This is a genomic window from Mycobacterium sp. EPa45 (genome assembly GCF_001021385.1).
Lineage (GTDB): Bacteria > Actinomycetota > Actinomycetes > Mycobacteriales > Mycobacteriaceae > Mycobacterium.
On the sequence record NZ_CP011773.1, the window covers coordinates 2236378 to 2261892 of the forward strand.

Annotated in this window: 22 protein-coding genes; 15 read left to right on the forward strand and 7 right to left on the reverse strand. The window is 67.2% G+C overall.

Annotated elements, in window-relative coordinates:
- Nucleotides 1–11: 11 nt before the first annotated feature.
- The 7 genes from sepIVA (at nt 12) to smc (ending at nt 7337) form a co-directional block, all read left to right on the forward strand.
- Nucleotides 12–749: a cell division protein SepIVA gene (gene sepIVA, locus AB431_RS10610; RefSeq protein WP_047329882.1), complete on the forward strand. Its 738-nt coding sequence runs from the start codon at nt 12–14 to the stop codon at nt 747–749.
- Between the two features lie 60 nt (nt 750–809).
- Nucleotides 810–1403, forward strand: coding sequence for a DUF177 domain-containing protein (locus AB431_RS10615; protein ID WP_047329883.1), 594 nt, complete (start codon nt 810–812; stop codon nt 1401–1403).
- Nucleotides 1404–1444: 41 nt separating this feature from the next.
- Entirely contained in the window at nt 1445–2092 is a 648-nt protein-coding gene (gene rnc / locus AB431_RS10620; protein WP_047329884.1) for a ribonuclease III, read from the forward strand.
- A 27-nt stretch (nt 2093–2119) separates the two neighbouring features.
- Nucleotides 2120–2968, forward strand: a complete 849-nt coding sequence (gene mutM / locus AB431_RS10625) for a DNA-formamidopyrimidine glycosylase (protein ID WP_047329885.1) — start codon at nt 2120–2122, stop codon at nt 2966–2968.
- A gap of 85 nt (nt 2969–3053) precedes the next feature.
- Nucleotides 3054–3470 (forward strand): OsmC family protein, encoded by a 417-nt coding sequence (locus tag AB431_RS10630; protein WP_047329886.1) that lies wholly within the window; start codon nt 3054–3056, stop codon nt 3468–3470.
- On the forward strand, nt 3457–3738 hold the full coding sequence (locus AB431_RS10635) for an acylphosphatase (protein ID WP_047329887.1): 282 nt from the start codon (nt 3457–3459) through the stop codon (nt 3736–3738). The genes AB431_RS10630 and AB431_RS10635 overlap by 14 nt, the downstream gene beginning before the upstream one ends.
- Before the next feature lie 11 nt (nt 3739–3749).
- Nucleotides 3750–7337 (forward strand): chromosome segregation protein SMC, encoded by a 3588-nt coding sequence (gene smc, locus AB431_RS10640; protein WP_047329888.1) that lies wholly within the window; start codon nt 3750–3752, stop codon nt 7335–7337.
- A gap of 18 nt (nt 7338–7355) precedes the next feature.
- Here the strand turns inward: smc and AB431_RS10645 are convergent, their stop codons facing one another.
- Nucleotides 7356–8354: a B12-binding domain-containing protein gene (locus AB431_RS10645; protein ID WP_082135630.1), complete on the reverse strand. Its 999-nt coding sequence runs from the start codon at nt 8352–8354 to the stop codon at nt 7356–7358.
- A complete protein-coding gene (locus tag AB431_RS10650; RefSeq protein ID WP_047329889.1) occupies nt 8342–9592 on the reverse strand; it encodes a PP2C family protein-serine/threonine phosphatase in 1251 nt (416 codons plus the stop codon). Before AB431_RS10650 ends, AB431_RS10645 begins: the two co-directional genes overlap by 13 nt.
- A gap of 140 nt (nt 9593–9732) precedes the next feature.
- Here AB431_RS10650 and AB431_RS10655 point away from each other — a divergent pair, with 140 nt between their 5' ends.
- Nucleotides 9733–10089: an STAS domain-containing protein gene (locus AB431_RS10655; RefSeq protein WP_369803011.1), complete on the forward strand. Its 357-nt coding sequence runs from the start codon at nt 9733–9735 to the stop codon at nt 10087–10089.
- On the opposite strand, the gene fni is transcribed toward AB431_RS10655, so the two are convergent.
- Entirely contained in the window at nt 10073–11086 is a 1014-nt protein-coding gene (fni, locus tag AB431_RS10660; RefSeq protein ID WP_047329890.1) for a type 2 isopentenyl-diphosphate Delta-isomerase, read from the reverse strand. The two genes, AB431_RS10655 and fni, sit on opposite strands and share 17 nt — an antisense overlap.
- A gap of 153 nt (nt 11087–11239) precedes the next feature.
- Here fni and ftsY point away from each other — a divergent pair, with 153 nt between their 5' ends.
- The 6 genes from ftsY to AB431_RS10690 all read left to right on the forward strand — a co-directional run bounded on the left by ftsY (nt 11240) and on the right by AB431_RS10690 (nt 19759).
- On the forward strand, nt 11240–12580 hold the full coding sequence (gene ftsY / locus AB431_RS10665; RefSeq protein ID WP_047329891.1) for a signal recognition particle-docking protein FtsY: 1341 nt from the start codon (nt 11240–11242) through the stop codon (nt 12578–12580).
- A 175-nt stretch (nt 12581–12755) separates the two neighbouring features.
- Nucleotides 12756–14111, forward strand: coding sequence for an ammonium transporter (locus AB431_RS10670; protein ID WP_162489443.1), 1356 nt, complete (start codon nt 12756–12758; stop codon nt 14109–14111).
- Between the two features lie 5 nt (nt 14112–14116).
- Nucleotides 14117–14455, forward strand: a complete 339-nt coding sequence (locus AB431_RS10675; protein ID WP_036339085.1) for a P-II family nitrogen regulator — start codon at nt 14117–14119, stop codon at nt 14453–14455.
- A 74-nt stretch (nt 14456–14529) separates the two neighbouring features.
- A complete protein-coding gene (locus AB431_RS10680) occupies nt 14530–17013 on the forward strand; it encodes a [protein-PII] uridylyltransferase (RefSeq protein WP_047329892.1) in 2484 nt (827 codons plus the stop codon).
- A gap of 107 nt (nt 17014–17120) precedes the next feature.
- A complete protein-coding gene (gene ffh, locus AB431_RS10685) occupies nt 17121–18683 on the forward strand; it encodes a signal recognition particle protein (RefSeq protein WP_047329893.1) in 1563 nt (520 codons plus the stop codon).
- Nucleotides 18683–19759 carry an amidohydrolase family protein gene (locus AB431_RS10690; RefSeq protein ID WP_047329894.1) on the forward strand — a complete coding sequence of 359 codons (1077 nt, stop codon included), beginning with the start codon at nt 18683–18685 and terminating at the stop codon, nt 19757–19759. The genes ffh and AB431_RS10690 overlap by 1 nt, the downstream gene beginning before the upstream one ends.
- 1 nt (nt 19760) lies before the next feature.
- On the opposite strand, the gene AB431_RS10695 is transcribed toward AB431_RS10690, so the two are convergent.
- The 3 genes from AB431_RS10695 to AB431_RS10710 all read right to left on the reverse strand — a co-directional run bounded on the left by AB431_RS10695 (nt 19761) and on the right by AB431_RS10710 (nt 23762).
- Nucleotides 19761–21200: a hypothetical protein gene (locus AB431_RS10695; RefSeq protein WP_144418232.1), complete on the reverse strand. Its 1440-nt coding sequence runs from the start codon at nt 21198–21200 to the stop codon at nt 19761–19763.
- A gap of 158 nt (nt 21201–21358) precedes the next feature.
- A complete protein-coding gene (locus AB431_RS10705; RefSeq protein ID WP_047329897.1) occupies nt 21359–22777 on the reverse strand; it encodes a hypothetical protein in 1419 nt (472 codons plus the stop codon).
- 142 nt (nt 22778–22919) lie between these two features.
- Complete coding sequence (locus AB431_RS10710; RefSeq protein ID WP_052960255.1) at nt 22920–23762, reverse strand: D-alanyl-D-alanine carboxypeptidase family protein; 843 nt, start codon at nt 23760–23762, stop codon at nt 22920–22922.
- 209 nt (nt 23763–23971) lie between these two features.
- On the opposite strand from AB431_RS10710, the gene AB431_RS10715 reads away from it, so the two are divergent.
- Complete coding sequence (locus AB431_RS10715) at nt 23972–24604, forward strand: DUF1942 domain-containing protein (protein WP_047329898.1); 633 nt, start codon at nt 23972–23974, stop codon at nt 24602–24604.
- A gap of 9 nt (nt 24605–24613) precedes the next feature.
- On the opposite strand, the gene AB431_RS10720 is transcribed toward AB431_RS10715, so the two are convergent.
- Nucleotides 24614–25489, reverse strand: coding sequence for a D-alanyl-D-alanine carboxypeptidase family protein (locus tag AB431_RS10720; RefSeq protein WP_047329899.1), 876 nt, complete (start codon nt 25487–25489; stop codon nt 24614–24616).
- Nucleotides 25490–25515: the final 26 nt, after the last annotated feature.

The following is a 25515-nucleotide window of genomic DNA, read 5'->3' on the forward strand; positions in this document are numbered from 1 at the left end:
AGGGTGGCGCCGTGTACCGAGTTTTTGAAGCGCTCGATGAACTGAGTGCGATTGTCGAAGAGGCCCGCGGCGTTCCGATGACGGCTGGTTGCGTGGTCCCGCGCGGCGACGTGCTGGAGCTCCTCGATGACATCAAGGACGCCATCCCCGGTGAACTCGACGACGCCCAGGATGTGCTGGACGCCCGCGACTCGCTGTTGCGGGAGGCCAAGGAGCACTCCGAGTCGATGGTGTCGAACTCGACCGCGGAGGCCGACTCGCTGCTGAGCCACGCCCGCGCCGAAGCCGACCGCCTGCTGGCCGACGCCAAGTCGCAGGCCGACCGCATGGTCGCCGAGGCCCGCCAGCACAGTGAGCGCATGGTTGCCGAGGCCCGCGACGAGTCCGCGCGCCTGGCGGCGACGGCCAAGCGGGAGTACGAGGCGGCCACCAGCCGGGCCAAGGCCGAGGCGGACCGGCTCGTGGAGAGCGGCAACATGTCGTACGAGAAGGCCGTGCAGGAAGGCATCAAGGAGCAGCAGCGGCTGGTCTCGCAGACCGAGGTGGTGCAGGCGGCCAACGCCGAGTCGACCCGGTTGATCGACACCGCCCACGCCGAAGCCGACCGGCTGCGCGGCGAGTGCGACATCTACGTCGACAACAAGCTCGCCCAGTTCGAGGACTACCTGAACGGAACGCTGCGTTCGGTGAGCCGCGGTCGGCACCAGCTGCGCACCGCCGCCGGGACGCACGACTACGTGCAGCGCTGATCTGACGCGCCCCGCGCCTACCGGCTGAATCGGACGGCACCGGGTCTTAAGATCAGAACCATGGCGACACTGAACAGTGCGAAGGCAAAGCACAGGTCGCGGTCGCCGCTCGTATTCGACATCTCCCGCTTGGGGCGGCGCCCCGGGGCCATGCTGGAGCTGCACGAGACCGTGCCCAGTCCGTCGCGAATCGGATTGGACCTGATCGCGATCGAACGCGGTGCGGACCTGACCCTGGACTTGCGGCTGGAATCGGTATCCGAGGGCGTGTTGGTCACCGGCACGATGTACGCCCCGACGCGCGGCGAGTGTTCCCGCTGCCTGACCGAGGTCACCGGAGATGTCGAGATTTCGCTGACCGAACTGTTCGCCTACCCAGACAGCGCCACGGAATCGACCACCGAGGAAGATGAAGTCGGCCACGTCGTCGACCAGACCATCGACCTCGAACAGTCGATTGTCGACGCTGTTGGCCTGGCGCTGCCGTTCGCCCCGCTGTGCACCGAGGACTGTGCGGGGCTCTGCCCGCAATGCGGTGTCGCGCTGGCAGGAGAACCCGGCCACCGGCACGACGTGATCGATCCGCGGTTCGCCAAGTTGGCCGGCATGTTTCCCGCCGACGACACCCCCGAGTCGGGGGCCGGCACTTCGTGAGCCCAACTCGTGAGAAATTACTTGCCGCCCTCGGCGTCGACATGCCCGAAGAATTGCTGACACTGGCGCTGACCCACCGCAGCTACGCCTACGAGCATGGCGGCCTGCCCACCAACGAGCGGCTGGAGTTCCTCGGCGACGCGGTGCTCGGTCTGACGATCACCGACGAACTGTTCCACCGCCACCCGGAGCGCACCGAAGGTGACCTGGCCAAGCTCCGCGCCAGCATCGTCAACACCCAGGCACTGGCCGACGTGGGGCGCGGCCTCACCGACGAGGGCCTGGGCGCGCACCTGCTGCTGGGCCGCGGCGAGGTCAACACCGGCGGGGCCGACAAGTCCAGCATCCTGGCCGACGGCATGGAGTCACTGCTGGGCGCGGTGTATCTGCAGCACGGCATCGACGTTGCGCGCGACGTGATCATGCGGTTGTTCGGCAATCTGCTGGACACCGCCCCGACGCTGGGCGCGGGCCTGGACTGGAAGACCAGCCTGCAGGAGCTCACCGCATCCCGCAGCCTGGGGCCGCCGTCCTATGTGGTCACCTCGACCGGGCCCGACCACGACAAGGAGTTCACCGCCGTGGTCATGGTGATGGACACCGAGTACGGCCATGGCGTCGGCCGTTCGAAAAAGGAAGCCGAACAGAAGGCCGCCGCCGCAGCCTGGAATAAGTTGGACAACGCTTGAGCCGCAGTTTAATTCGGTCCCGCTCCCGTGCCTGAACTGCCCGAGGTCGAGGTAGTTCGGCGCGGCCTGCAGGCCCACGTCGCCGGTCGGTCCATCTCCGCCGTGCGGGTACACCACCCGCGAGCAGTTCGCCGGCACGAGGCCGGTGCCGCCGACCTGACCGCCCGGCTGCTCGACGCGGAGATCACCGGAACCGACCGGCGTGGAAAGTACCTGTGGCTCAACCTTTCTGACGAGACGGCGCTGGTGGTACACCTGGGGATGAGCGGTCAGATGCTGCTCGGCCCGGTGCCCAACACCAATCACCTCCGCATCGCGGCCCTGCTCGATGACGGCACCGCGCTGAGCTTCGTCGACCAGCGCACCTTCGGCGGATGGCAGCTGGCCGACCTGGTCGACGTCGACGGCAGTCGGGTGCCCGAGCCGGTCGCCCACATCGCACGCGACCCGCTCGATCCGCGGTTCGACCGCGACGCCGTCGTTACAGTGTTGCGCCGCAAGCACTCCGAGATCAAGCGGCAGCTCCTCGATCAGACCGTGGTGTCGGGGATCGGCAACATCTACGCCGACGAGGCGCTGTGGCGGGCCAAGATCAACGGCGCGCGTTTGGCCGCCAACCTGACCCGCCGCCAGCTCGGCGAGCTGCTCGATGCGGCCACCGAAGTGATGCGCGAGGCGCTCGGCCAGGGCGGCACGTCGTTCGACTCGCTGTACGTCAACGTCAATGGGCAGTCCGGTTACTTCGACCGGTCACTGAACGTCTACGGCCGCGAGGACCTGCCTTGTCCGCGCTGTGGCACAGCTATTCGCCGCGAGAAGTTCATGAATCGCTCGTCGTTCTATTGCCCGAAATGCCAACCCCGGCCGAGGCGTTGAAATCACCGCGCCGAGATCGACGTTTTGGCGTGATTTACTCGCACTTTCGCGGCCAAGCGTTGGTTTGGGCGCAGAGGAAGGAACCATGACTGACCTTTGGGTGGAACGCACCGGCATCCGCCGCTACACCGGACGCAGCAGCCGCGGCGCGGAGGTGCTGATCGGCTCGGAGACCGACGAGGGCGTCTTCACCCCGGGCGAGCTGCTCAAGATCGCACTGGCCGGCTGCAGCGGCCTGAGCAGCGACCAGCCACTGCGCCGCCGCCTCGGCGACGATTATCCGGCGGTGATCAAGGTGTCCGGGGCGGCCGACCGGGAGCAGGAGCGCTACCCGTTGCTCGAGGAGAAGCTGGAGATCGACCTCTCCGGGATGTCGGCAGAGGAGGTCGAACGACTGGTAGTGGTGGTCAGCAGGGCGATCGACCAGGTGTGCACGGTTGGGCGCACGCTGAAATCCGGCACCGAGGTCCGCTTCGAGGTGGATGACAGTGGCCGATCCTGACACTCGCCTGACCGCCTGGGTGCACGGCCACGTACAGGGCGTCGGATTCCGCTGGTGGACTCGTTCGCGGGCGCTGGAGCTGGGCCTGACCGGTTATGCGGCCAATCAGGCCGACGGCCGGGTGCTGGTCGTCGCGCAGGGTTCGCGTGACGCGTGTGAACAGCTGTTACAGCTGCTCAATAGTGGGAAAACGCCGGGGCACGTCGACACAGTTGTTGTCGACTGGTCACCGCGCGGCGAAGCCATCAGAGGCTTTAGCGAGCGGTAGTCTGGCTCGCCGTGTACCTCAAGAGTCTGACGCTGAAGGGCTTCAAGTCCTTCGCCGCGGCGACGACTCTGCGCCTCGAGCCCGGCATCACCTGTGTGGTCGGTCCCAACGGCTCGGGTAAGTCCAATGTCGTCGACGCGCTGGCCTGGGTGATGGGTGAGCAGGGCGCCAAAACGCTGCGCGGCGGCAAGATGGAGGACGTCATCTTCGCCGGCACCTCGTCGCGGGCGCCGCTGGGCCGAGCGGAGGTCACTCTCACCATCGACAACTCGGACAACGCGCTGCCGATCGAGTACTCCGAGGTCTCGATCACCCGGCGGATGTTCCGCGACGGTGCGGGTGAATACGAGATCAACGGCAGCAGTTGCCGGCTGATGGACGTCCAGGAATTGCTCAGCGACTCCGGCATCGGCCGGGAGATGCACGTCATCGTCGGCCAGGGCAGGCTCGCCCAGATCCTGGAGTCGCGACCCGAAGACCGCCGGGCCTTCATCGAAGAGGCCGCCGGTGTGCTCAAGCACCGCAAACGCAAGGAAAAGGCGGTCCGCAAACTCGAGTCGATGGGTGCCAATCTGGCCCGGCTCACCGACCTGACCACCGAGCTGCGCCGTCAGCTCAAGCCGCTGGGCCGGCAGGCCGAGATGGCCCGGCGCGCCCAGACGATTCAGGCCGATCTGCGCGACGCTCGGCTGCGACTCGCCGCCGACGACCTCGTCGCCCGGCGCGCTGAGTTCGCCGGCGCTGATGACACCGAGACCACGCTGCGCCGCGAGCACGACGAAGCCTCGAAACGCCTGGACATCCTCAGTGCGGCACTGGCCACTCACGAGGCCGCCGTGTCGACGCTGTCGGAGCGCACCGATGCCGCTCAGCAGGCCTGGTTCCGGCTGTCCGCATTGGCCGAGCGGGTCAGCGCCACCATCCGGATCGCCTCCGAGCGGGCGCAGTACCTCGAGGCCGAGCCCACTGCGAGCACCGGCCCGGACCCCGACGCGCTGGAAGCCGAGGCCGACGAGGTCGCGGCACTCGAGCAGGAGTTGGTGGCCGAACTGGCCGAGGCGCAGTCGCGGCTGGAATTCGCCCGCGCCGAGCTCGGCGAACGCGAGCGTGCGGCCGCGGAGGCCGAACGCGCCCACATGGCCGCCGTGCGAGCCGAAGCCGACCGCCGCGAGGGCCTGGCCCGGCTGGCCGGTCAGGTGGAGACGGTGCGTGCCCGGGTCGAATCGATCGACGAGGGTGTCGCCCGGCTGACCGGCGCGATCGAAGAGGCTGCCGCGCGCACTCAACAGGCGAGAGCCGAGTTCGAGACCGTTCAGGGCCGGGTCGGTGAGCTCGATCAGGGCGAAGTCGGCCTCGACGAGCAGCACGACCGCACGATCACCGCGCTGCGGTTGGCCGACGAACGGGTGGCCGAGTTGCAGGCCGCCGAGCGCAGCGCCGAACGGCAGGTGGCCTCCCTGCGGGCCCGCATTGATGCGCTCGCCGTTGGTCTGGAGCGCAGGGACGGGTCGGCCTGGCTGACTGAAAATCACCGCGGCACAGGACTTTTCGGAACGATTGCCAAGCTTGTCAAGGTACGTTCGGGTTACGAGGCGGCACTGGCGGCGGTGCTGGGGGCTGCGGCCGACGCGGTGGCAGCTGATGACTTCAACGCGGCCCGCTCGGCGGTGCGTGCGCTCAAGGACGCCGACGGCGGCCGAGCCGCAATCGTCTTGGGGGACTGGCCGGTTGTACCGCGCCAGTTCGGGCCGCTGCCCGACGGCGCGTTGTGGGCGCTGGACCTGATCGAGGCGCCGGGTCGTCTTCAGGGCGCAATGACGGCGATGCTGGCCGACGTCGCCGTTGTCGACGAGCTCGGTGCCGCGCTGGACCTGGTTGCCTCCCGGCCTACATTGCGCGCGGTCACCCTCGAAGGTGATCTCGTCGGCGCCGGATGGGTCACCGGCGGTTCCGACCGCAAGCCGAGCACACTGGAGATCACCGGCGAAATCGACAAGGCGAGACGCGAACTCGCCGCAGCCGAGACCCAGGTAGAGGAGCTCTCCGCCGCACTGGCCGGTGCGCTCACCGAGCAGGGTGAACGACAGGACGCCGCCGAGCAGGCGCTGGCCGCGCTCAACGAATCCGATGCCGAAATCGCGGCGATCTACGAACAGCTCGGCAGGCTCGGGCAGGAAGCCCGTGCGGCTGAGGGGGAGTGGCGTCGCCAACAGGCCCAGCGTGACGAGCTCGAGGCCGGGCGTCTGCAGACGGTCGAGGAGCTGACCGAGCTCGAGAACCGGCTGGCCGCCGCCCAGGAGGGGCAAACCGAGATCGCGGACACTCCCGACGACCGGCAGTACATGCAGGCCGCCGCCGAGGAAGCCCGTGCCGTCGAGGTGGAGGTGCGACTGGCCGTGCGTACGGCCGAGGAACGCGCCAATGCCGTTCGTGGGCGGGCAGATTCGCTGCGCCGCGCCGCGACCGCCGAACGGGAGGCGCGAATCCGTGCCCAGCGTGCCCGCGCGGCCCGCGAACATGCCGCCGCCGTGGCCGCCGCGGTGGCCGAATCCGGCCGCCGCGTCGCCGAACACCTGGCCGGCGTCGTCGCGGCAGCGTCCCGGCGGCGCGACGCGCTGGCGGCCGAACGCCAGGAGCGGGCCACTGCGATGACCGCCGCGCGGGAAGAGGTCAACGCGCTGAACGCCCGGATCGCCGCGTTGACCGACTCGATGCACCGCGACGAGGTGGCCAAAGCCCAAGCGGCGCTGCGTATCGAGCAGCTCGAGCAGATGGTGCTCGAGCAGTTCGGCATGGCGGCCGACGACCTGATCGCCGAGTACGGCCCCGACGTGGCGCTGCCGCCGTCGGAGTTGGAGATGGCCGAATACGAACAGGCCAAGGAGCGTGGCGAACAGGTCATGGCGCCGGCGCCGATGCGGTTCGACCGGCCGACCCAGGAGCGGCGCGCCAAGCGGGCCGAGCGAGAGTTGTCCGAGTTGGGCCGGGTGAATCCGCTTGCGCTGGAAGAGTTTGCCGCTCTGGAGGAACGCTACAACTTCCTGGCCACCCAACTCGAGGACGTCAAAGCCGCCCGTAAGGATCTGCTCGACGTGATCGCCGACGTCGATGCGCGCATCCTGCAGGTGTTCGCCGAGGCCTATGCCGATGTCGAGCGCGAGTTCGAGCAGGTGTTTTCGACGCTGTTTCCCGGCGGCGAAGGCCGGCTCCTGCTGACCGACCCGAACGACCTGTTGACCACCGGCGTCGAGGTCGAGGCCCGCCCGCCCGGCAAGAAGGTCAAGCGACTGTCGCTGCTCTCCGGTGGTGAGAAGTCGCTGACCGCGGTGGCCATGCTGGTGGCGATCTTCCGTGCCCGCCCCTCGCCGTTCTACGTGATGGACGAGGTCGAGGCCGCCCTCGACGACGTGAACCTGCGCCGGTTGATCGGGTTGTTCGAGCAGCTGCGGGCGCAGTCACAGCTGATCGTGATCACCCACCAGAAGCCGACCATGGAGATCGCGGACGCGCTCTACGGCGTCACGATGCAGGGCGACGGCATCACGACGGTGATCTCGCAGCGGATGCGCGGCGAGGAACTGGTTGCCAGCGCGACCTGATATTGAACTCGTTGTCGCTCAGTCTGTTTGGATGACGAAGTGCGTTGTCACCAGGTCGTGCGCCAGTGGCGAGTCATCGAGCACGTCGGCAAGGAGGGTCGCCAGCTCGGCCACCGCTGCCGGGTCGGCGCCGCGCGCCTGTAGTACATCGCCGATCCACCAGGCGGTCTCGCTGATCGGGCGGGTGTCGCCGGTGAGCAGCGCGGCCGACACCGCGTGCAAGGCCTGGTTCAACGTGTCGTTGACCAAGTCGGCGAAGGCTGCGTCTGGATGCGGTTCGCGCGTCAGTGACCACCGCTCGCGCAGCGCATCGACTATCTGGCGGTGATGCAAGTCGAGGAAGGCTTGTTCGGTGGCTGCCGCCGGCGAAAGTTCTGGTAGTGCACCGGCAACCGTTGGCAGCGCGTCCATCGCCAGCACTGCGGCGTACGCATCGGACGCCCACGCGGTCGCGCCCAGCGCCAGGGCTCGCACGTCATCGTGGCCGAACGCCGGACCGCCGACCAGGGTCGGGACACCCGCCGCGGTGGCCGCCTCGATGAAGCGGCGGGTGGTCGGCAGCGAACCGAGTACCGAACAGCTGATAGCGACCGCATCGGGTCCCCGGTCGGCCAGATGCTGGCTGAGCCGCATCGGTGAGGTGGCCGCGCCCAACACGGTGGTGTCCCACCCGTGCACACGCAGTGCACAGGCGATGATCATGGCCGGCAGCTCATGCCACTCGCGCTCGGCGCAGGCCACCAGAACCGACTTGCCGCTCATCGGATATTCACTCGCGTAGTCTCCGACGACGCGAGTCGCGGCCACCGAGATCGCGGTGCAGGCGTGCTCGTCGGCGACGGTCCATTCGCCACGCTGCCAACGCATTCCGACATCGCGCTGTGATGCGGCGATCACATCGGTCAGCACTTCCACCGGGTCGACGCCGTCGTTGAGCAGTTGGGTCACGATGCCGGTCGCCTGCGCGCGGTTTCTGTTCGCCAGGGCGTCCTGATAGGCCGAGTTCAGCTCTCGCACGTCACCGCCAGTAGCGCCATGTCGTCGTGCGGATCACCGTCCAGATACTCCAGTACGTCGCGTTCGACGGCTTCGCAGATGACCTCACCGCCGGTGCCGGCATAGGCGGGCAGCATGTCGAGCAGCCGGCGCACGCCATAGAGCCGCTCGTCCCGGCGGGCTTCCTCGACCCCGTCGGTGAACATCAGCATCGTGTCACCGCGCTGCAGTCGCACCGTGGCCGGCCGGTAAGACACGCCGGTCTTCACGCCGGCTGCGATTCCGGAGACCTCGATCTGCTCGACGTCACCGTTGGCACGGACCACGATCGGGCCGGGGTGGCCGGCGGCGGCGATGCGCGCCTCGGCCCACTGGCCGTCGGACCGGCCACGTACCCGGGCGCAGAGCGCGGTAACGAAGCGTCCCGCAGCCTGATCGCACAGGACGGAGTTCAGCGCATCGAGTATCCGGTCGGGGTTACGGTCGAAATGTGCTGCGGTACGGATGGTTTGGCGGGCCTGCAAGGTGAGGGCCGCGGAGTCCACTCCTTTGCCGCACACATCACCCAACGTGAGGACCAGGTCGTCACCGGTGCCGACGACGTCGTAGAAATCACCGCCGACTTCCAGATGCTCCACCGCCGGACGGTAGCGGGCCGCGACCGAGAAACCGGTGGGCTGAGGAAGTTTCGGCGGCCGAAGGGTCCGCTGCAGCGCCACTGCCAGTTGGCCGCGCTCCTCGTAGAGCCGGGCGGAATCGAGGGCGACAGCCGCCATGGCGCCGACCCGCTCGGCCTCGACGATCGTGTCGGCGTCGAACAGCCGACCGGCCGTCCGGGCCAGAACGAACGCACCCAGCGTCGCGCCCCGCGCGGTGAGCGCCAGCGTCAGCACATCGGCCGGTCGCAGTCCGGCGAGTTCCTCGGCGAGCGCGCCGTGTCGTAGCCGGGTGGCGATTTCGGTGAGCGACATGTCGTTACCGACGTGGCGATGGGCCCGCTGGCCGGTGCGCAACACCTGATCCAAACCCCGCTCGGTCGCCGACGACCGCGAAATGACGTCGGCGAAGCCGACATTGGCGCCGCCATAGACCGACAGGCCGCCGGTCCGGTGATCGGGCATGGCCAGGACCGCCCAGTCCGCCAGTGCGGGCCGGACGGCGGTGAGTAGCTTCAGCACCGTCCGTCGCAGATTCAGCGACCCATTCAAGGCGACCTCGACGTCGCGGTGCGCGACACCGGCCGCATACTGGTTTGCCATTGCTTCCACGCTAGCGCCACGTGCACCTGCTCGTGCAGGCCCGGTGCTGTTAACCGTGATGAGCTAACCTATTCGCCGGGGTTAAAGCAGCAGCCTTCAGACATGTTGTCGCCCGTCGACCGGGCACCGATCGTCGAAGGGTGGCTTTGGACGCATACGATCCCCGCTTGCAGTGGTTGGGGAGGACCGCAGTCGTCAGCGCCTCGGGAGCCCTGGACCTGCTGACATCCCCGCGTCTGGAACACCTCGTCACCAGCACACTCGAACAGCGGCCGATGGCGTTGATCATCGACCTGACCGACGTGACCTTCCTGAGTTCGGCGGGCATGCAGGTTCTGGTGGACGCCCATGACGCGACGGGGCCGGACATCGGTTTCGCCGTGGTCGCCGACGGTCCCGGCACCAGCCGGCCACTCAAGCTCGTCGGCCTGAACGAAGTGTTCGACGTCGTTCCCGTCCTGCAGACGGCTGTCGACAGGCTCAGCCGAGGGGCATGACAGTCAGTTGTCGTAGCTCGGTCAGGTCAGCGGCCCCGCAACCGTGCAGGCAGACCCGCAGTTCTTCGACGAAACCGTGCAGCGCATCCAGTGCCGCGGTGGGTGACTCGATGGCGGGCGCCAGCAGCGGCCGGGCCAGGGCCACCACATCGGCGCCCATCACCAGCGCTTTGGCGGCATCGACTCCCGTGCGGATGCCGCCGGAGGCCACCAGCGGCATGCCCGGCAGGGTGGCGCGGACCTCGGTGAGCGCCTGTGCGGTAGGCACCCCCCATTCGGCGATCGCCGGGTGCCGCACCTCGCCGTAGCGCACCAGTTGCTCGACCCGCGCCCACGATGTTCCGCCGGCCCCGGCGACATCGACCGCGGCGATCGGCAGGTTCTGCAGCCGCTGGGCGGCGGCTACGCCGATGCCGTGGCCGACCTCTTTGAGCAGGATGGGGTAGGGCAGATCGTCGGCCAGTCGTCGCAACCGCTCCAACGAGCCGCTGAAGTCGGTGTCGCCGTTGTCCTGCATGGCCTCCTGCAGCGGGTTGGTATGTACCGCGAGTGCATCCGCGCCGATCCGGTCCAGTGCCGCGGCGATCTTCGGGATGACGGCCTCGGAGAGTTGAGCCAGTCCGATGTTGCCGATCAACAGGACGTCGGGGGCGAGATCGCGGACCTCGAAGCTGGTTGCGGCCACCGTGCCGTCGGGGTCGTCGAGCATGATGCGCTGCGAACCGAGCATCAGGCCGATGCCCAGCTTCTGGGCGGCTTCAGCCAGATTGCGGTTGATTGTGCGGGACAACTCGGCCCCGCCGGTCATCGCGCCGATCAGAACCGGGGCGCGCAGCTGGGCGCCGAGGAAATCGGCGCTGAGGTCAATCGCGCCCAGATTGGTCTGGGTGAGGGCGTTGTAAGGCAGTTGATAGCGCTCGAAGCCGGTGGTCAACGTCTCGTACTGGACTGGTCCGTGCAGGCATGCGTCGATGTGGCGCAGCTTGCGGCTGGCCATCCGTGATCCCGGGTCGCTTCGCTCCTGCCCGCCGGGCCCAATCCCCGGGTCGCTTCGCTCCTGCCCGCCGATCCCGCTCCGGTCCATCGTCACCACGTACCCCGTTGCCCGGCCGTGACGCGGCCCCACTGCGCACCCTGAAACAATGGCACGGTGTCAGAGGGTCTCTGGATCGCTATCGCGGTCATCGCCGTCCTGGTTGTCGCTGCTCTCATCGTCGGCCTAATTCGCTACCGGCGACGCCAGATCAGTCTGCGCCGCAGCTCAGAGAGTCCCACACCGATTGACCGATCCGGCGGATACAGCGCGTCGGCGGGCATTTCGTTCACACAATCGTCAGCAACGACGTCGCCCCCTCGAGCGCCGGCGCCACCGCCCACGATCGACACCACCGGATTGCCCGGAGTCGGCGACGATGCCGCCCTGCCGCGGGATTCGATCCGACGTCCGATCGAAGACGTGCGGCTACCGGAGCCCCCGGTCGCCGAGCAGCCGGCTCGCGACACCGGAGTAGCGCCGCCCGCTCCGCCGGTCGAGCCGCAAGCCCCTTCGGCGCCCGCAATCGACACCATCGCGCCGGCTGAAGGCCGCCTCGAGCGTCTGCGCGGGCGGCTCGCCAAGTCACAGAACGCGCTGGGCCGCAGCATGCTCGGCCTGCTCGGCGGCGGTGACCTCGACGAAGACTCGTGGGAAGAGGTCGAAGACACGCTGCTGATCGCCGACCTCGGCCCGGTGGTCACCAGCTCGGTGATCGAGCAGCTGCGCAGCCGGCTGGCCAGCGCCACGGTCCGCACCGAGGCCGACGCCCGCGCCATTCTGCGCGACGTGCTGATCACCGAACTCAACCCCGGCCTGGACCGCTCGATCAAGGCGCTGCCGCACGAGGACAAGCCGTCGGTGCTGTTGGTCGTCGGAGTGAACGGAACCGGTAAGACCACCACGGTGGGCAAGCTGGCCCGCGTCCTGGTCGCCGACGGGCGCCGCGTCGTGCTGGGTGCGGCCGACACCTTCCGCGCGGCCGCCGCCGACCAACTGCAGAGCTGGGGGTCGCGGGTCGGCGCCGCGGTCATCCGTGGCCCGGAGGGCGCCGATCCAGCCTCGGTGGCCTTCGATTCGGTGGACAAGGGCATCGAAACCGGCGCCGACGTCGTCGTCATCGACACCGCCGGGCGACTGCACACCAAAACCGGCCTGATGGACGAGCTCGGCAAGGTCAAGCGGGTGGTGAGCAAACGCGCTGCCGTCGATGAGGTGTTGCTGGTGCTCGACGCGACGATCGGTCAGAACGGCCTTGCGCAGGCTCGGGTTTTCGCCGACGTCGTCGACATCACCGGGGTGGTGCTCACCAAACTCGACGGCACTGCCAAGGGCGGCATCGTCTTCCGCGTGCAGCAGGAACTCGGCGTACCGGTGAAGCTGGTCGGATTGGGCGAGGGCCCCGACGATCTCGCGCCGTTCGAGCCGGCCGCGTTCGTCGACGCGCTGCTGGGATAGCTGGAAACCGTTCGCAGCGGCGCAAATTGCGGGATGTAACACCAGCGAAACGCAGACTGCCGATCCGTTCACACGCGCGAAACACCTAGGCGTCTCAGCCGAAACAACCACTGCGCATTGTCTTGGCCTAGGTCAACGGTGCCTAACCGTGGCATGGGTGAAGGAGAAACTGCGAGTGGATGGATTCCCGGTGATGGGCGTGCCGGACACCGGCGACACAGCATGGATGCTTGCGAGCTCCGCGCTGGTGCTGCTGATGACGCCAGGCCTGGCCTTTTTCTATGGCGGCATGGTGCGTGCCAAGGGCGTGCTCAACATGATCATGATGAGCGTCGGTGCCATGGGCGTCGTGACAGTGCTGTGGGTGCTGTACGGCTATTCGCTGGCGTTCGGCACTGACAAGTTCAACCTGTTCGGCGATCCCACTCAGTACTTCGGGTTGAAGGGCCTGATCGGAGGCACCTACCTGCAACTCAAGCCGGAGGATGCGGCCGTCTCGATTCCGCTGGCCGGAACCATTCCGCAGGTCGTGTTCGTCGCCTTCCAGCTCATGTTCGCGATCATCACTGTCGCCCTGATCTCCGGTGCGGTCGCCGATCGCCTGAAGTTCGGTGGCTGGTTGGTGTTCGCCGGCCTGTGGGCCACGTTCGTGTACTTCCCGGTCGCCCACTGGGTGTTCGCCTTCGACGGTGTCACCGGTGAGCATGGCGGCTGGATTGCGAACAAGCTCAAGGCAATCGACTTCGCCGGTGGAACCGCGGTGCACATCAACTCCGGTACCGCGGGCCTGGTTTTGGCGATCATCCTGGGTAAGCGCCTCGGCTGGCCCAACACACCGATGCGCCCGCACAACCTGCCGTTCGTGATGCTCGGCGCCGGTCTGCTGTGGTTCGGCTGGTACGGCTTCAACGCGGGTTCTGCCGTGGGCTCCAACGGAATTGCCGGTGTCACTTTCATCACGACGACCGTCGCCACCGGTGCCGCGATGCTGGGCTGGCTGCTCACCGAGCGGATTCGCGACGGCCACGCCACCACCCTGGGTGCGGCATCAGGCATCGTGGCCGGTTTGGTCGCGATCACCCCGTCCTGCTCGTCGGTGAATGTGGTTGGCGCGCTGGCGATCGGTGCTGGCGCCGGCATCGTCTGCGCTCTCGCGGTCGGCTTGAAGTACAAGCTGGGCTTCGACGACTCGCTCGACGTGGTCGGCGTCCACCTCGTCGGCGGTTTGTTCGGCACCCTGATGGTCGGCCTGGTCGCCACCTCGGAGGCCCCGGCGGCGGTTTCCGGACTGTTCTACGGCGGTGGCTTCGATCAGCTGATCAAGCAGGCCATCGGTGCCTTCGCGGTTCTGGGGTACTCCGCCATCGGGACAGCTATCTTGGCCTTGATCGTGAAGTACACCATCGGACTGCGGCTTGATCGCGAGGAAGAGGCATCCGGCATCGACGAAGCCGAGCACGCGGAGACCGCGTACGACTTCGCAACCGCCGGCACCGGCTCGGTTCTCGGACGTCACGGCGCGGAGGAATGAGGGAAATGAAGCTGATTACTGCGATCGTCAAGCCGTTCACGCTGGAAGACGTCAAGACCGGTCTGGAGCAGACGGGTATCCTCGGGATGACCGTCAGCGAGGTCCAGGGCTACGGACGTCAGAAGGGTCACACCGAGGTCTACCGAGGTGCGGAGTACTCGGTGGACTTCGTCCCGAAGGTGCGCGTGGAGGTCATTGTCGATGACTCCGCGGTCGACAAGGTGGTGGACGTCATCGTGCAGGCCGCACGGACCGGCAAGATCGGCGACGGCAAGGTGTGGGTAAGCCCGGTGGAGACCGTTGTTCGGGTCCGCACGGGTGAGCGGGGGTCCGACGCTCTCTGACGCACACGTTGTGAGGTTCTTTCGCGGCCACACCGAATAAGCGTTAGTTGAGCGTCGGCCGTTGGAGGACTGAGATGACAAAGCAATCAGGAGATTCCGCCGCCGGCGCTTCCCGATGGGAGGCACCGGCGGCGGGTTCATCCAAACCCGCGAAAGACCTGGCCGCCGCCAACCAGCAGCTGCTGGAAGGTGGTCAGCGCCAACTGGATTCGGCCGCGTTGCGGGACGCTCTGCTGGATCTTCACGAATTCTGGCTGACCACCAAGGCCACGGAGATCGGGATCACGCCCACCAGCGGGTTCGCCATCGTGGCGACCGGTGGTCTGGGTCGTCGGGAATTCGTGCCGTACTCCGATCTCGATCTCATGCTGCTGCACGACAACATGCCCGCCGACATCGTCACCCAGGTGGCCGAATTGCTGTGGTATCCATTGTGGGACGCCAATATTCGGCTCGACCACAGCGTCCGTACGGTGCCCGAGGCGCTCTCGGTGGCCAATGAGGACATCTCAGCCGGTCTGGCGATGCTGGAGGCGCGACACATCGCCGGCGACGCCGAACTGTCGCAGCTGCTGATCGGCGGGGCGCGACGGCAGTGGCGCACCGGAATCGCCTCCCGCTTCGACGAACTCGTCGAGCACACCCAGGCGCGCTGGCAACGCAGCGGTCAGATCGCGCACCGCGCCGAACCGGACCTCAAATGCGGCAGGGGCGGACTTCGCGACGTGCAGCTGCTCAACGCGCTGGCGATCGCCCAGCTGGCCGATGTGTACCCCAGCCACGCGCTGGTGTCCCCGACGGGCTCGCTGGGCGAGGCGCATCTGGCGCTGCTCAATGTGCGCACCGAACTACACCGGTCATCCAAGCGCGGCCGCGACCAGCTGCTGGCCCAGTTCGCCGACGAGATCGGCGCAGCCCTGCGCATCGGTGACCGCTTCGATCTCGCCCGGGTCCTCTCCGACGCGGCGCGCACCATCAGCTACTACGTCGACGCCGGGCTGCGCACCGCGGCCAATGCCCTTCCCAAGCGCGGTCTTTCGGTGCTGCGCCGGCCGACCCGTCGTCCACTCGACGAAGGTGTGGTGGAATTCGCCGGTGAGGTGATCCTGGCCCGCGATGCCCGCCCGGAGCGCGATCCCGGCCTGATCTTGCGGGTCGCCGCGGCGTCGGCGACCACCGGCCTGCCGATGTCGGCATCGACGTTGAACAGGCTGGCCGCCTCGGCGCCGGAACTCCGCACGCCCTGGCCGCGCGACGCACTGAAGGACCTGCTGGTGTTGCTGGCAGCCGGCCCGACCACGGTGGCCACCATCGAGGCACTCGACCGCACCGGTTTGTGGGGACGGTTGTTCCCGGAATGGGGAGCGGTGCGTGACCTGCCGCCCCGCGATGTCGTCCACATCTGGACCGTCGATCGGCATCTGGTCGAAACAGTCTCGCGGGCAAGCACATTCACCACCAGAGTGTCCCGTCCGGACCTGTTGGTGCTGGGCGCGCTGCTGCACGACATCGGAAAGGGCCGCGGCGGGGACCACAGTGTCATCGGTGCCGAGCTGGCTGTGCAGGTCGGCACCCGACTCGGCCTGTGGCCCTCGGACATCGACGTGCTGTCGGCGATAGTGCGGTACCACCTGCTGCTGCCCGATGTCGCGACCCGCCGGGACCTACAGGATCCCAAGACCATCTCCGGGGTCGTCGATGCGCTCGGTGGCGATCCGGTGCTCCTGGAGCTGCTGGATGCGCTGGCCGAGGCGGATTCGCTGGCCACCGGCCCCGGGGTGTGGGGTGACTGGAAGGCCTCGCTGATCGGCGACCTGGTCCGGCGCTGTCGGTTGATGCTGGCCGGCGAGCCGCAGCCACAGGCGGATCCGATTGACCCGCATCATCTTTCGCTGGCCGCCGATGGTGGCGTGCACGTCGAGATGACGCCGGGGGACAGTGTGCACACCTTCAACGTGGCGATGATCGCACCGGATCGGCGCGGCTTGTTGTCCAAGGCCGCCGGGGTGCTGGCGCTGAATTCGTTGCGCGTGCACTCGGCATCGGTCAACAGCGCCGGCGGAACGGCGATCAACACCTTCGTGGTGTCGCCGCACTTCGGTGCACCACCCGCCGCCGAGCTGCTACGCCAGCAGTTCATCCTCGCCCTCAACGGCGAGTTGGACGTCATGTCTGCGTTGGAGAAGCGCGACCAGGAGTCGGCGCAGTACGGCAGTGGACGGGTGGGGGAGCACAAGCCGGCCGTGCCGATCAATGCGGTGCCGGCCCCGCCGCGCATCCTGTGGCACGACGGCAGCGGCGAGGGACAGCTGATCGTCGAGATCCGCACGACCGACCGCACCGGGCTGCTCGCGGTGCTCACCGGTGTGTTGGAGCGGACCGGCGCGGACATCGCGTGGGCCAAGATCACCACGCTGGGATCGTCGGTCGTCGACGCCTTCGGCATCTCGGTCCCGGCGTCGGGTTCCGTCGAGGAGACCCGCAAGCAGTTGGAGAACGACCTCTACGCCGTGCTGCCGACCCCGCCCCCGGCCAAGCCCGCCGAAGCGGCCAGCTAGCAGAGGTGGCTACCGCCACACGAAATCGACAAGATGGTCGTGTTTCGCAGCCGAGCACGACCATGGTGGCGATTTCGGTCGTGAGTTGCGCCAGATAGGCTTGGCGCGTGTTTGAATCCCTGTCCGACCGGTTGACCGGTGCGCTGGCCGGCCTGCGAGGCAAAGGCCGGCTGACCGATGCCGACATCGATGCCACCACGCGTGAGATCAGGCTGGCGCTGCTGGAGGCCGACGTATCGCTTCCGGTGGTGCGTGCCTTCGTCAATCGCATCAAGGAGCGGGCGCGCGGCGCCGAGGTCTCCGGCGCGCTCAACCCCGCCCAGCAGGTCGTCAAGATCGTCAACGAGGAGCTCATCGGCATCCTCGGCGGCGAGACCCGTCAGCTGGCCTTCGCCAAGAACCCGCCGACGGTCATCATGCTGGCCGGCCTGCAGGGTGCCGGTAAGACGACACTGGCCGGCAAGCTCGCCAACTGGCTCAAGGGTCAGGGCCACACCCCGCTGCTGGTGGCCTGCGATCTGCAGCGCCCCGGTGCGGTCAACCAGCTCAAGATCGTCGGTGAGCGCGCCGGCGTCAACGTCTTCGCCCCGCATCCGGGCACCGCGCCCGACGCCGCCGACACCGAAAGCGCCGGCCCTGGCGATCCCGTCGCCGTCGCGGCCGCCGGCCTGGCCGAGGCGCGGGCCAAGCACTTCGACGTCGTCATCGTCGACACCGCTGGCCGCCTCGGCATCGACGACGTCCTGATGGCGCAGGCGGCCGCGATCCGTGATGCCGTGCACCCCGACGAGACGCTGTTCGTCCTCGACGCGATGATCGGTCAGGACGCCGTGGCCACCGCCGACGCGTTCGGCGCCGGTGTCGGGTTCACCGGCGTGGTGCTGACCAAGCTGGACGGCGATGCCCGCGGTGGTGCGGCGCTGTCGGTGCGCGAGGTCACCGGCGTGCCGATCCTGTTCGCGTCTACCGGTGAGAAGCTCGAGGACTTCGACGTCTTCCACCCCGACCGGATGGCCAGCCGGATTCTCGGCATGGGTGACGTGCTGTCCCTCATCGAGCAGGCCGAGCAGGTCTTCGATCAGCAGAAGGCCGAGGAGGCCGCCGCCAAGATCGGCTCCGGCGAGCTCACGCTGGAGGACTTCCTCGAGCAGATGCTGGCGATCCGCAAGATGGGCCCGATCGGCAATCTGCTCGGCATGTTGCCCGGCGCCGGCCAGATGAAGGACGCGCTGGCCGCCGTCGACGACAAACAGCTCGACCGCCTGCAGGCGATCATCCGCGGCATGACTCCACAGGAGCGCGCCGACCCGAAGATCATCAACGCCTCGCGTCGGCTGCGCATCGCCAACGGCTCCGGCGTCACGGTGTCGGAGGTCAACCAGCTCGTCGACCGCTTCTTCGAGGCGCGAAAGATGATGTCGCAGATGGCCGGCGCGATGGGCATGCCGTTCGGGCGTCGCTCGTCGAAGAAGAACGCCAAGGGCAAGAACAAGCAGAAGGGCAAGAAGGGTGGACGGGGCCCGACGCCGCCGAAGCGCAATCCGCTGCTCGCCGGTGGCATGCCGGGTGGTTTCCCGGACCTCTCCGGAATGCCCGAAGGTCTCAACGAGTTGCCGCCCGGGCTGGCCGATTTCGACCTGTCCAAGCTGAAGTTCCCGGGCAAGAACTAGTGCCGGCAACGGCATTCCACGTTCGGGGTCGCAGCCTGCCCGACGGCCAGCTCGTCGAGTGGTGGATCGTCGACGGCATCCTGCGTTCCGAACCGGTCGCCGGTGCCGAGACCGTATTCGACAACGGCTGGATCCTGCCCGGCCTGGTCGACGCGCACTGCCACGTCGGACTGGGGGAGCACGGCGAGATCCCGCTGGACGAGGCGATCGCCCAGGCTGAGCGCGAACGTGAGGTCGGCGCGCTGCTGTTGCGCGATTGCGGATCGCCCACCGACACCCGCAGCCTCGACGATCATCACGACTTGCCGCGGATCATTCGTGCCGGACGACATCTGGCCCGCCCCAAGCGTTATTCGCGTGGCTTCGCCATCGAACTCGAGGATGAGTGGGAGCTGCCCGAGGCGCTGGCCGCGCAAGCCCGCGCCGGCGACGGCTGGGTCAAGCTGGTCGGCGACTGGATCGATCGGTCGGTGGGCGATCTGGCGCCGCTGTGGTCCGACGATGTTCTGCGCGCGGCGATCGCCGCCGTGCACGACGAGGGCGCCCGGGTCACCGCCCACGTGTTCAGTGAGGACGCGCTACCGGGACTGATCGGCGCGGGCATCGATTGCATCGAGCACGGCACGGGCCTGACCGACGACACGATCGCGATGATGGTCGAGCACGGCACGGCGCTGGTGCCCACCCTGATCAACATCGAGAATTTTCCCGGGTTCGCCGACGCCGCAAGCAAGTACCCGACATACGCCGCCCATATGCGCGACCTCCACGCCAGCTGCTATCCCCGAGTGGCGGCCGCCCGGGAGGCGGGTGTGCCGATCTATGCGGGCAGCGACGCGGGCAGCACGATCGTGCACGGACGCATCGCCGACGAGGTCGAGGCGCTGACCCGGATCGGGATGAGCCCGACCGACGCGCTGGGGGCGGCGTGCTGGGATGCGCGCCGGTGGCTGGGCCGGCCGGTTCTCGACGACGGCGCGCCGGCGGACCTGGTGTGCTTTATCGAGGATCCGCGTGGCGGCGCCGACATCTTGTCCAATCCCGACCGGGTGATCCTGCGCGGCCGGGTCTACTAGGTCAGGCAGCGATGCCGGTGTCTACCGCAGCGGCTGCGCTCTGTGCCGGCTTCTCTGCGTAGATGGTGTTGAAGTCGCTGCCCATCCAGCCCCACATGAAGGCACCGATCGAAATCGGTGTGCTGCCGGTCATCAGATTGCCGTCGTTGACGTAGACCTTGCCCGTGCTGATGTCCACACCGGTCACCTGGATCGCGTGATTGGCTTCGAAGAACGGTGTGGGGTAAGCATTTCCGGCAGCGGTGTAGATGATCTGCGCGTTGACGATCGCGATCACCGCCTCGCCCCCGGCCAGTGCCGCCTCGACGTCGAGGAGAGCCCGTGCCCCGTCGGTCAGAGTCGCCTTGTTGGGCGCTTCGCCCGGAAGCGCGGGATCGACGTACGTGACGAGCTGGGCCGCCAAGCCGTACTTCTGCAAAAGCGCAACGGCATCTTCGAGTTTGACACCGCCGAACCCGGTTTCTGCCTTGGAACCGACGTACATCGGGCTGGCCGGATTCACCACGCTTGGAGTGTTCTTCGCGACGTCGACGATCGCCGCTTCAGACGGCATGGTTCCGGAGAGTTGGCCGAGAGCTGATGCGACGGCGATCAGCACGCAGTCATTGTCGATGGTCTGCTTCTGCCACCACGCGGCGTTCGTTGTCGGGTCCCCGTAGTCGCTTGTTCCCGTGATCGTGACCGAAATCGTCGAGTAGATGGTGTCGGGTTTGGCCACTCCCAACGCGACAGCCATCGAGTGAAGCGCAAGCTGGAGCTGGCCGAGCAGGCCGGGCAACCTGGCAGACGCGCCGTTGTCGATCTGTACCGTGAAGGAGTCGGTGATGCCCGGTGTGATCAGCTCTTTGCGCGCGGTGTAGGAGTAGGCGCCGGTGTTCGGGTCGACGAACGCGTTGCCGTACTTCGGCATCTCCGCGATGCTGTAGGACAATCCGAACCCGTTGTTGCTGGCGCCGTTGAGTGCGCCCGCGATCGTTTTGTCCGGACCCGTTTGTTGACCCTGCGACGGGTTCGCCGTCGGCGCCTTGTTGAAGAACGTGTAGTCGATCTGGCGAGCGATATCGCTCAGCACCGACTGTGGAGTCGGAAGCTGTGGTGACGCCGAGGTTTTACTCCTGGCTGCCGAAGTGCTGTCGGTCACCAGCGACAGCTGCGTCCGTGTCTGTGGCGCTGTCGTCAGTCCCGAGGCCGCTGGCCGTGGCGCCGCCTTGCCGACAGCCTTGCGCGGCGAAATGGCCGGATTCTGCTTTGATGCAGAGGTATTCGAGCTGTCTGACGTCGTATGTGAGGCCGTCCCAGACGAACCGGCGTCCGCCTTGGCCACCGGTGTGCCGGTGACCGCGGCCGCCCCGATGCCGAAGGTGATCGTGCCGGCAGCCACCCAGGCCGCGATTTTCTGTGGGGTTGTGCGTTTGCGCGCCTGACCCGTTCGGTGATCCATCAGCGAAGCTCCCCGTCCATAAAGTCCGCGCCGGTTTCGAAGGTGGCTTGTGTAGCCGCGTCAAGAGTAGGGCTCATCAACCCAGGTGATAGGGCAACCACGAGCCATTTCTTCTCGGTTGCCTTTCTGCGCGAAACAGGTGGTGGCAAACCCGCCGATCAGGCCGCGATCGCTGCGGCGGTGACAGCTTTCTGCGCGATGATGAGCCCGAAGTTGTCCGCTCCCCACGCCGACATGAAGGCGCTCAGCGGTATCGCGACACTGCCCTTGTCCAGGTTTCCGTCGTTGACATAGACCAAGCCGTTGGCGAGGTCGACGCCAGACACGGCGATCTCGTGATCGGTCTCGGTGACCACGGTGTTGCTCACCTGCCCGTTGGATGCGTCGACGATGGTGGTCGCATCGACGTCGACCATGATCGCTTTGCCGTCGGCGAGCGCCACCGCCATGGCGGTGAGTGCCCCTTGGCCGTAGGCCGCCTTGGTCTCGGCGACAGACTGGCCGTTCTGTGCCTTGCCGTCGAAGGTCGTGAGGGTGCCGGTGAGGCTGAAGTGCTCCAGCAGAGCGACGCCGTCGCGGATGTCCAGGCCCGCGAAACCGGTGTCCTTTTTGGTTCCCAGATACATCTTGGCAGGCGCGTCCACCACACTGGTTGTGGCTTTACCCAGAGTGACCATGGCTTGTTCGGAGGGCAAGTCGCCGTTCAGCTGGCCGACCACCGATGCGACCGCAAGCAGGACACAAGTGTTGTCACCATCCTGGTCCTGCCAATTCTTCGCGTTCGTCTGTTGATCTCCGTAGATGCCGGTACCCGTGACGGTGACGGTGATGGTCTCGTCGATGGTGTCGGGTTTGGCGGCTCCCAGAGCGACGGCGACCGAGTGCAGCAGGAGTTGTACCTGACCCAACAGGCCGGGCAGCCTGGCCGCGGCGCCGTTGTTGACGGTGACGGTGAACTGGTCGGTGATTCCCGGGGCGATGAGTGCGTCGCGGGCGACGTAGGTGTAGTGCCCGGTTGTCGGGTCGAGGGTCAGCTCGCCGTATTTCGGCGCGGTGGTGACCTTGTAGGTCGGGTCGAACCCGTTGTTGCCGGCGCCGTTGATCGCGCCGGTGATCTGCTTGTCCTCACCGCTTTGCGGGTTCTGGGTGGGATCGGCCGTCGGCGTCCTGTTGAAGAACGTGTACTGAATCTGGCGGGCGATATCGCTGAGCACTGCCTCCGGCGTAGGCAGTTTGGGTGTTGCCGATGCCGTGCTCTTGGCGGCGGGGGAGTCGGACACCAGCGACAGGGACGCCCGCGACTTCGAGTCACCGGCGGCGGCGCCGGTGGCCTTCGGTGCGAGCCTGCCGACCGTTCTGCCCGTCGAGCCGGTCGAATTATGGTTCGTGGCAGTGGAGTTCGACGAGTCCGAGGTGGAGTGCGACGCCGCACCGGACGATCCGGTGTCGGCATACGCCACTGCCGAGCCGCTGACCGCGGCCGCGCCCAGACCGGCGGCGATCGTGCCGGCCGCCAGCCAGGCGGCAAATTTGTGTGCAGCTCTGCGCCGACGCGTGTCAGCGGTGCTTCGATCCATCAAGGAAGTCCCCGTCCCAAAAAATGGCCAATGCGGCGACATGAGGGTAGAGCTAATTTGCTCGCCGGGTCGTCAATTCCGAAATATCGATGATCGGTTGTCTTTTCGTAGTCAATCGGATTCGGCAGCATTTGCCATCCGGTCACCGGCCGTACTGACCGAAGCCCCAGTCCAAGAGCTGGCCGGCCTGGTTCCACAGGTCGTCGTCGCCGTACATCTCCACCACGATCAGCCGGTGGCCGCCTCGTTGCGCCATGCCCACGTAGGTCTCGCGGGCTAGATCGGTGTAGCCGCTCTTGCCGCCGATGAAGCCGGGGTAGCTTCGCAGCAGGCGGTCCTGGTTCTTGATTTCCTTGAATCCCGACTTGTCGGGAAACAGGGCCGAGGCCTGGTGGACGATCTGTCCAAACAGCGGGTAGCGCAAGGCTTCCCGGTAGATCATCGCCAGATCGTGCGGTGAGGTCACCGATTCCCAGCCGGGTCCGTCCAACCCCGACGGCGAGCCCGCCCTGGTGCTGCGGGCGCCGAGTTGATATGCCTTCGCGTTCATCTTCTGCACGGCCACCTGTTGGCCGCCGAGCATGTCGGCCAACAGGTTGGCCGCGTCATTGCCCGACACCAACAGCAATCCGTCGAGCAGTTGACGCGCGGTGTAGACCTGGCCGGGCACCAGCCCGACACACGAGCACTCCACTTCGGTGTTGGCCGCGCTCGCCCGGACGGCGGCGTTCGGCGCCAGCTGATCGAGCACGACCATCGCCAGGAGCGGCTTGATGGTGCTGGCCGGGGCGTGGGCGCCGTACGGGTCGCGGCTGCCCAAGATCTGACCCGTGTCGAGGTCGGCGACCAGCCAGGCCTTCGCCGGGCCGTCAGGCGGAGCAGCCACCGTACCGGCCGGTTGCGGATTGGGCTGGGCCGCGGCCGGCGCAACCAGCACCAAAGACATGACGATGCCCAGCATCGCGACGAACGGGCGGGCGGGCATGACTGCCGACGCTAACCAGCCCGTACCTCGGCAATGACGCGACCACGTCTCGAATGCGTTGCGATGACGGTCCCGGGGTTTAGAGCGCGGTGACGACGGCTTAGTTCATCGCGGAGAGATGGTGATGAAACCGGGCGTTGGTAGACAAGTCACAGTAAAGTTTTCGAAGCAATCGCCGGGGGTTGGCACTAGTGAGCTGGGGAGAGACTGTGAAGATCGTGAAAATGGCCGGAGTGGCCGCCACCGTTGTCACGTTGGGCCTTGCCGGCGTCACGGCCGCACCGGCGTGGGCGACCGACAGCGTGCGGGTGTTCGGCGAGCAGGAAACGCTGAACGGCCCCAATGGCCTGCCCTACATCGGCTACACGGTGGGCAAGCTCAAGCCCAGTTCGGACCCGGTGCCACACAATGGCAAGTTGTACGCGGCCAAGCTGACGGTCGACGGGTTCGGCGGCAGCTACCCGCCATTCATCGAGCGCTTCGGTGCCAGGGCCGAGTCCGGTGATTTTTACCCCTCCATCTGGGGGGCGTCGAACCCCGGAAAACTGTATTTCGACGTCGTCGGTGACGTTCCGAACAGCGTGGTGTACAACGACGGCATCCGCGACCTCCTGGCCTGGGTGCCGGGTCAGCCCGGCAGCACCGCGGCGCCCGTCGTCGTGCCGGATGAAGACGAGAATTTCCAGGTCGTGCCGGACAACCAGGCCACGGCCGGTGCCCCGACGACGCCGGGCAACTCGTCCATCGTGGCCACCCCGAACGATTTGGCCAGCCCGCCCTATCAGATCACCGAAGGTGAAGCTGCCCAGCCGGGATTCAATGCGGGTGGCGGACACCGCTAGCCAGGCGACCTAGAGCGCGGCGACGCTCTCCGAGCGGTTCTGCGCGAAGCCCCAGTCCAGCAGTGTCGCTGCCTGATCCCAGTAGGTCGGACCACCCTCGTGGATCAGGCCGTACATCATCGCGATGACGAGGCGGCGGCCGTCACGGTTGGCGGCGCCGACGAACGTCTTGCGGGCGGCGTCGGTGAACCCGGTCTTGCCGCCGATGGCGCCCGGGTAGCGGGCCAGCAACTCGTCTTGATTGACCAGCGGCTTGTCACCGGTATCCCCGGGGAACATCGCCACGGGCTGGGCGGTGATTTGGGCGAATACCGGGTTGGCCATCGCGGCACGGAAGATGACGGCCAAATCGTGTGGGGTGGTCCAGCCCGGACCACCCGCGCCGTCCAGTCCCGACGGCGTCGTCGCGTGGGTATTGGTGGCCCCGATCGCGACGGCCTTTGCGTTCATCTTTCCGACCGCCGCCTGGTAGCCGCCGAGCATGTCGGCCAGCGTGTTCGCGGCGTCGTTGCCCGATACCAGCAGCAGGCCATCGAGAAGTTGGCGTGCGGTGTAGGTGCGGCCGGGCCGCACGCCGGCACAGTTGCATTCGACGAGGGTGTCGGAGTTACTGGCCACCACGGTGGCGTTCAGATCGGGCAACTCGTCGAGCGCGGTCAGGGCGAGCAGTGTCTTGATCGTGCTGGCCGGCGGGTGGGCGGCGTACATGTCACGACCCGCGAGCACCTGCCCGGTGTCCATGTCGGCGACGATCCATGCGGTCGCGGGTCCGTCGGGAATCGGCACCGACCCCGCTGGCTGATCGATGTTGTCCGCCTTGGCAATTCCTGCCGTCGCCGTCAATAAGGTGAGCGACGTCGCCAGGCCCGCGAGAAGTCTGCGCATGGGCTCTGAGCGTAACCGCCGCGGGG

What these genes read in the sequence shown, in the direction of transcription:
- AB431_RS10695 (WP_144418232.1), bottom strand. Translation starts at nt 21,200, where the DNA reads ATGGATCACCGAACGGGTCAGGCGCGCAAACGCACAACCCCACAGAAA.
- AB431_RS10720 (WP_047329899.1), bottom strand. Translation starts at nt 25,489, where the DNA reads ATGCGCAGACTTCTCGCGGGCCTGGCGACGTCGCTCACCTTATTGACG.
- AB431_RS10705 (WP_047329897.1), bottom strand. Translation starts at nt 22,777, where the DNA reads ATGGATCGAAGCACCGCTGACACGCGTCGGCGCAGAGCTGCACACAAA.
- rnc (WP_047329884.1), top strand. Translation starts at nt 1,445, where the DNA reads ATGCCCGAAGAATTGCTGACACTGGCGCTGACCCACCGCAGCTACGCC.
- AB431_RS10710 (WP_052960255.1), bottom strand. Translation starts at nt 23,762, where the DNA reads ATGCCCGCCCGCCCGTTCGTCGCGATGCTGGGCATCGTCATGTCTTTG.
- AB431_RS10630 (WP_047329886.1), top strand. Translation starts at nt 3,054, where the DNA reads ATGACTGACCTTTGGGTGGAACGCACCGGCATCCGCCGCTACACCGGA.
- AB431_RS10680 (WP_047329892.1), top strand. Translation starts at nt 14,530, where the DNA reads ATGACAAAGCAATCAGGAGATTCCGCCGCCGGCGCTTCCCGATGGGAG.
- AB431_RS10675 (WP_036339085.1), top strand. Translation starts at nt 14,117, where the DNA reads ATGAAGCTGATTACTGCGATCGTCAAGCCGTTCACGCTGGAAGACGTC.
- fni (WP_047329890.1), bottom strand. Translation starts at nt 11,086, where the DNA reads ATGGCCAGCCGCAAGCTGCGCCACATCGACGCATGCCTGCACGGACCA.
- AB431_RS10615 (WP_047329883.1), top strand. Translation starts at nt 810, where the DNA reads ATGGCGACACTGAACAGTGCGAAGGCAAAGCACAGGTCGCGGTCGCCG.
- AB431_RS10650 (WP_047329889.1), bottom strand. Translation starts at nt 9,592, where the DNA reads ATGGCAAACCAGTATGCGGCCGGTGTCGCGCACCGCGACGTCGAGGTC.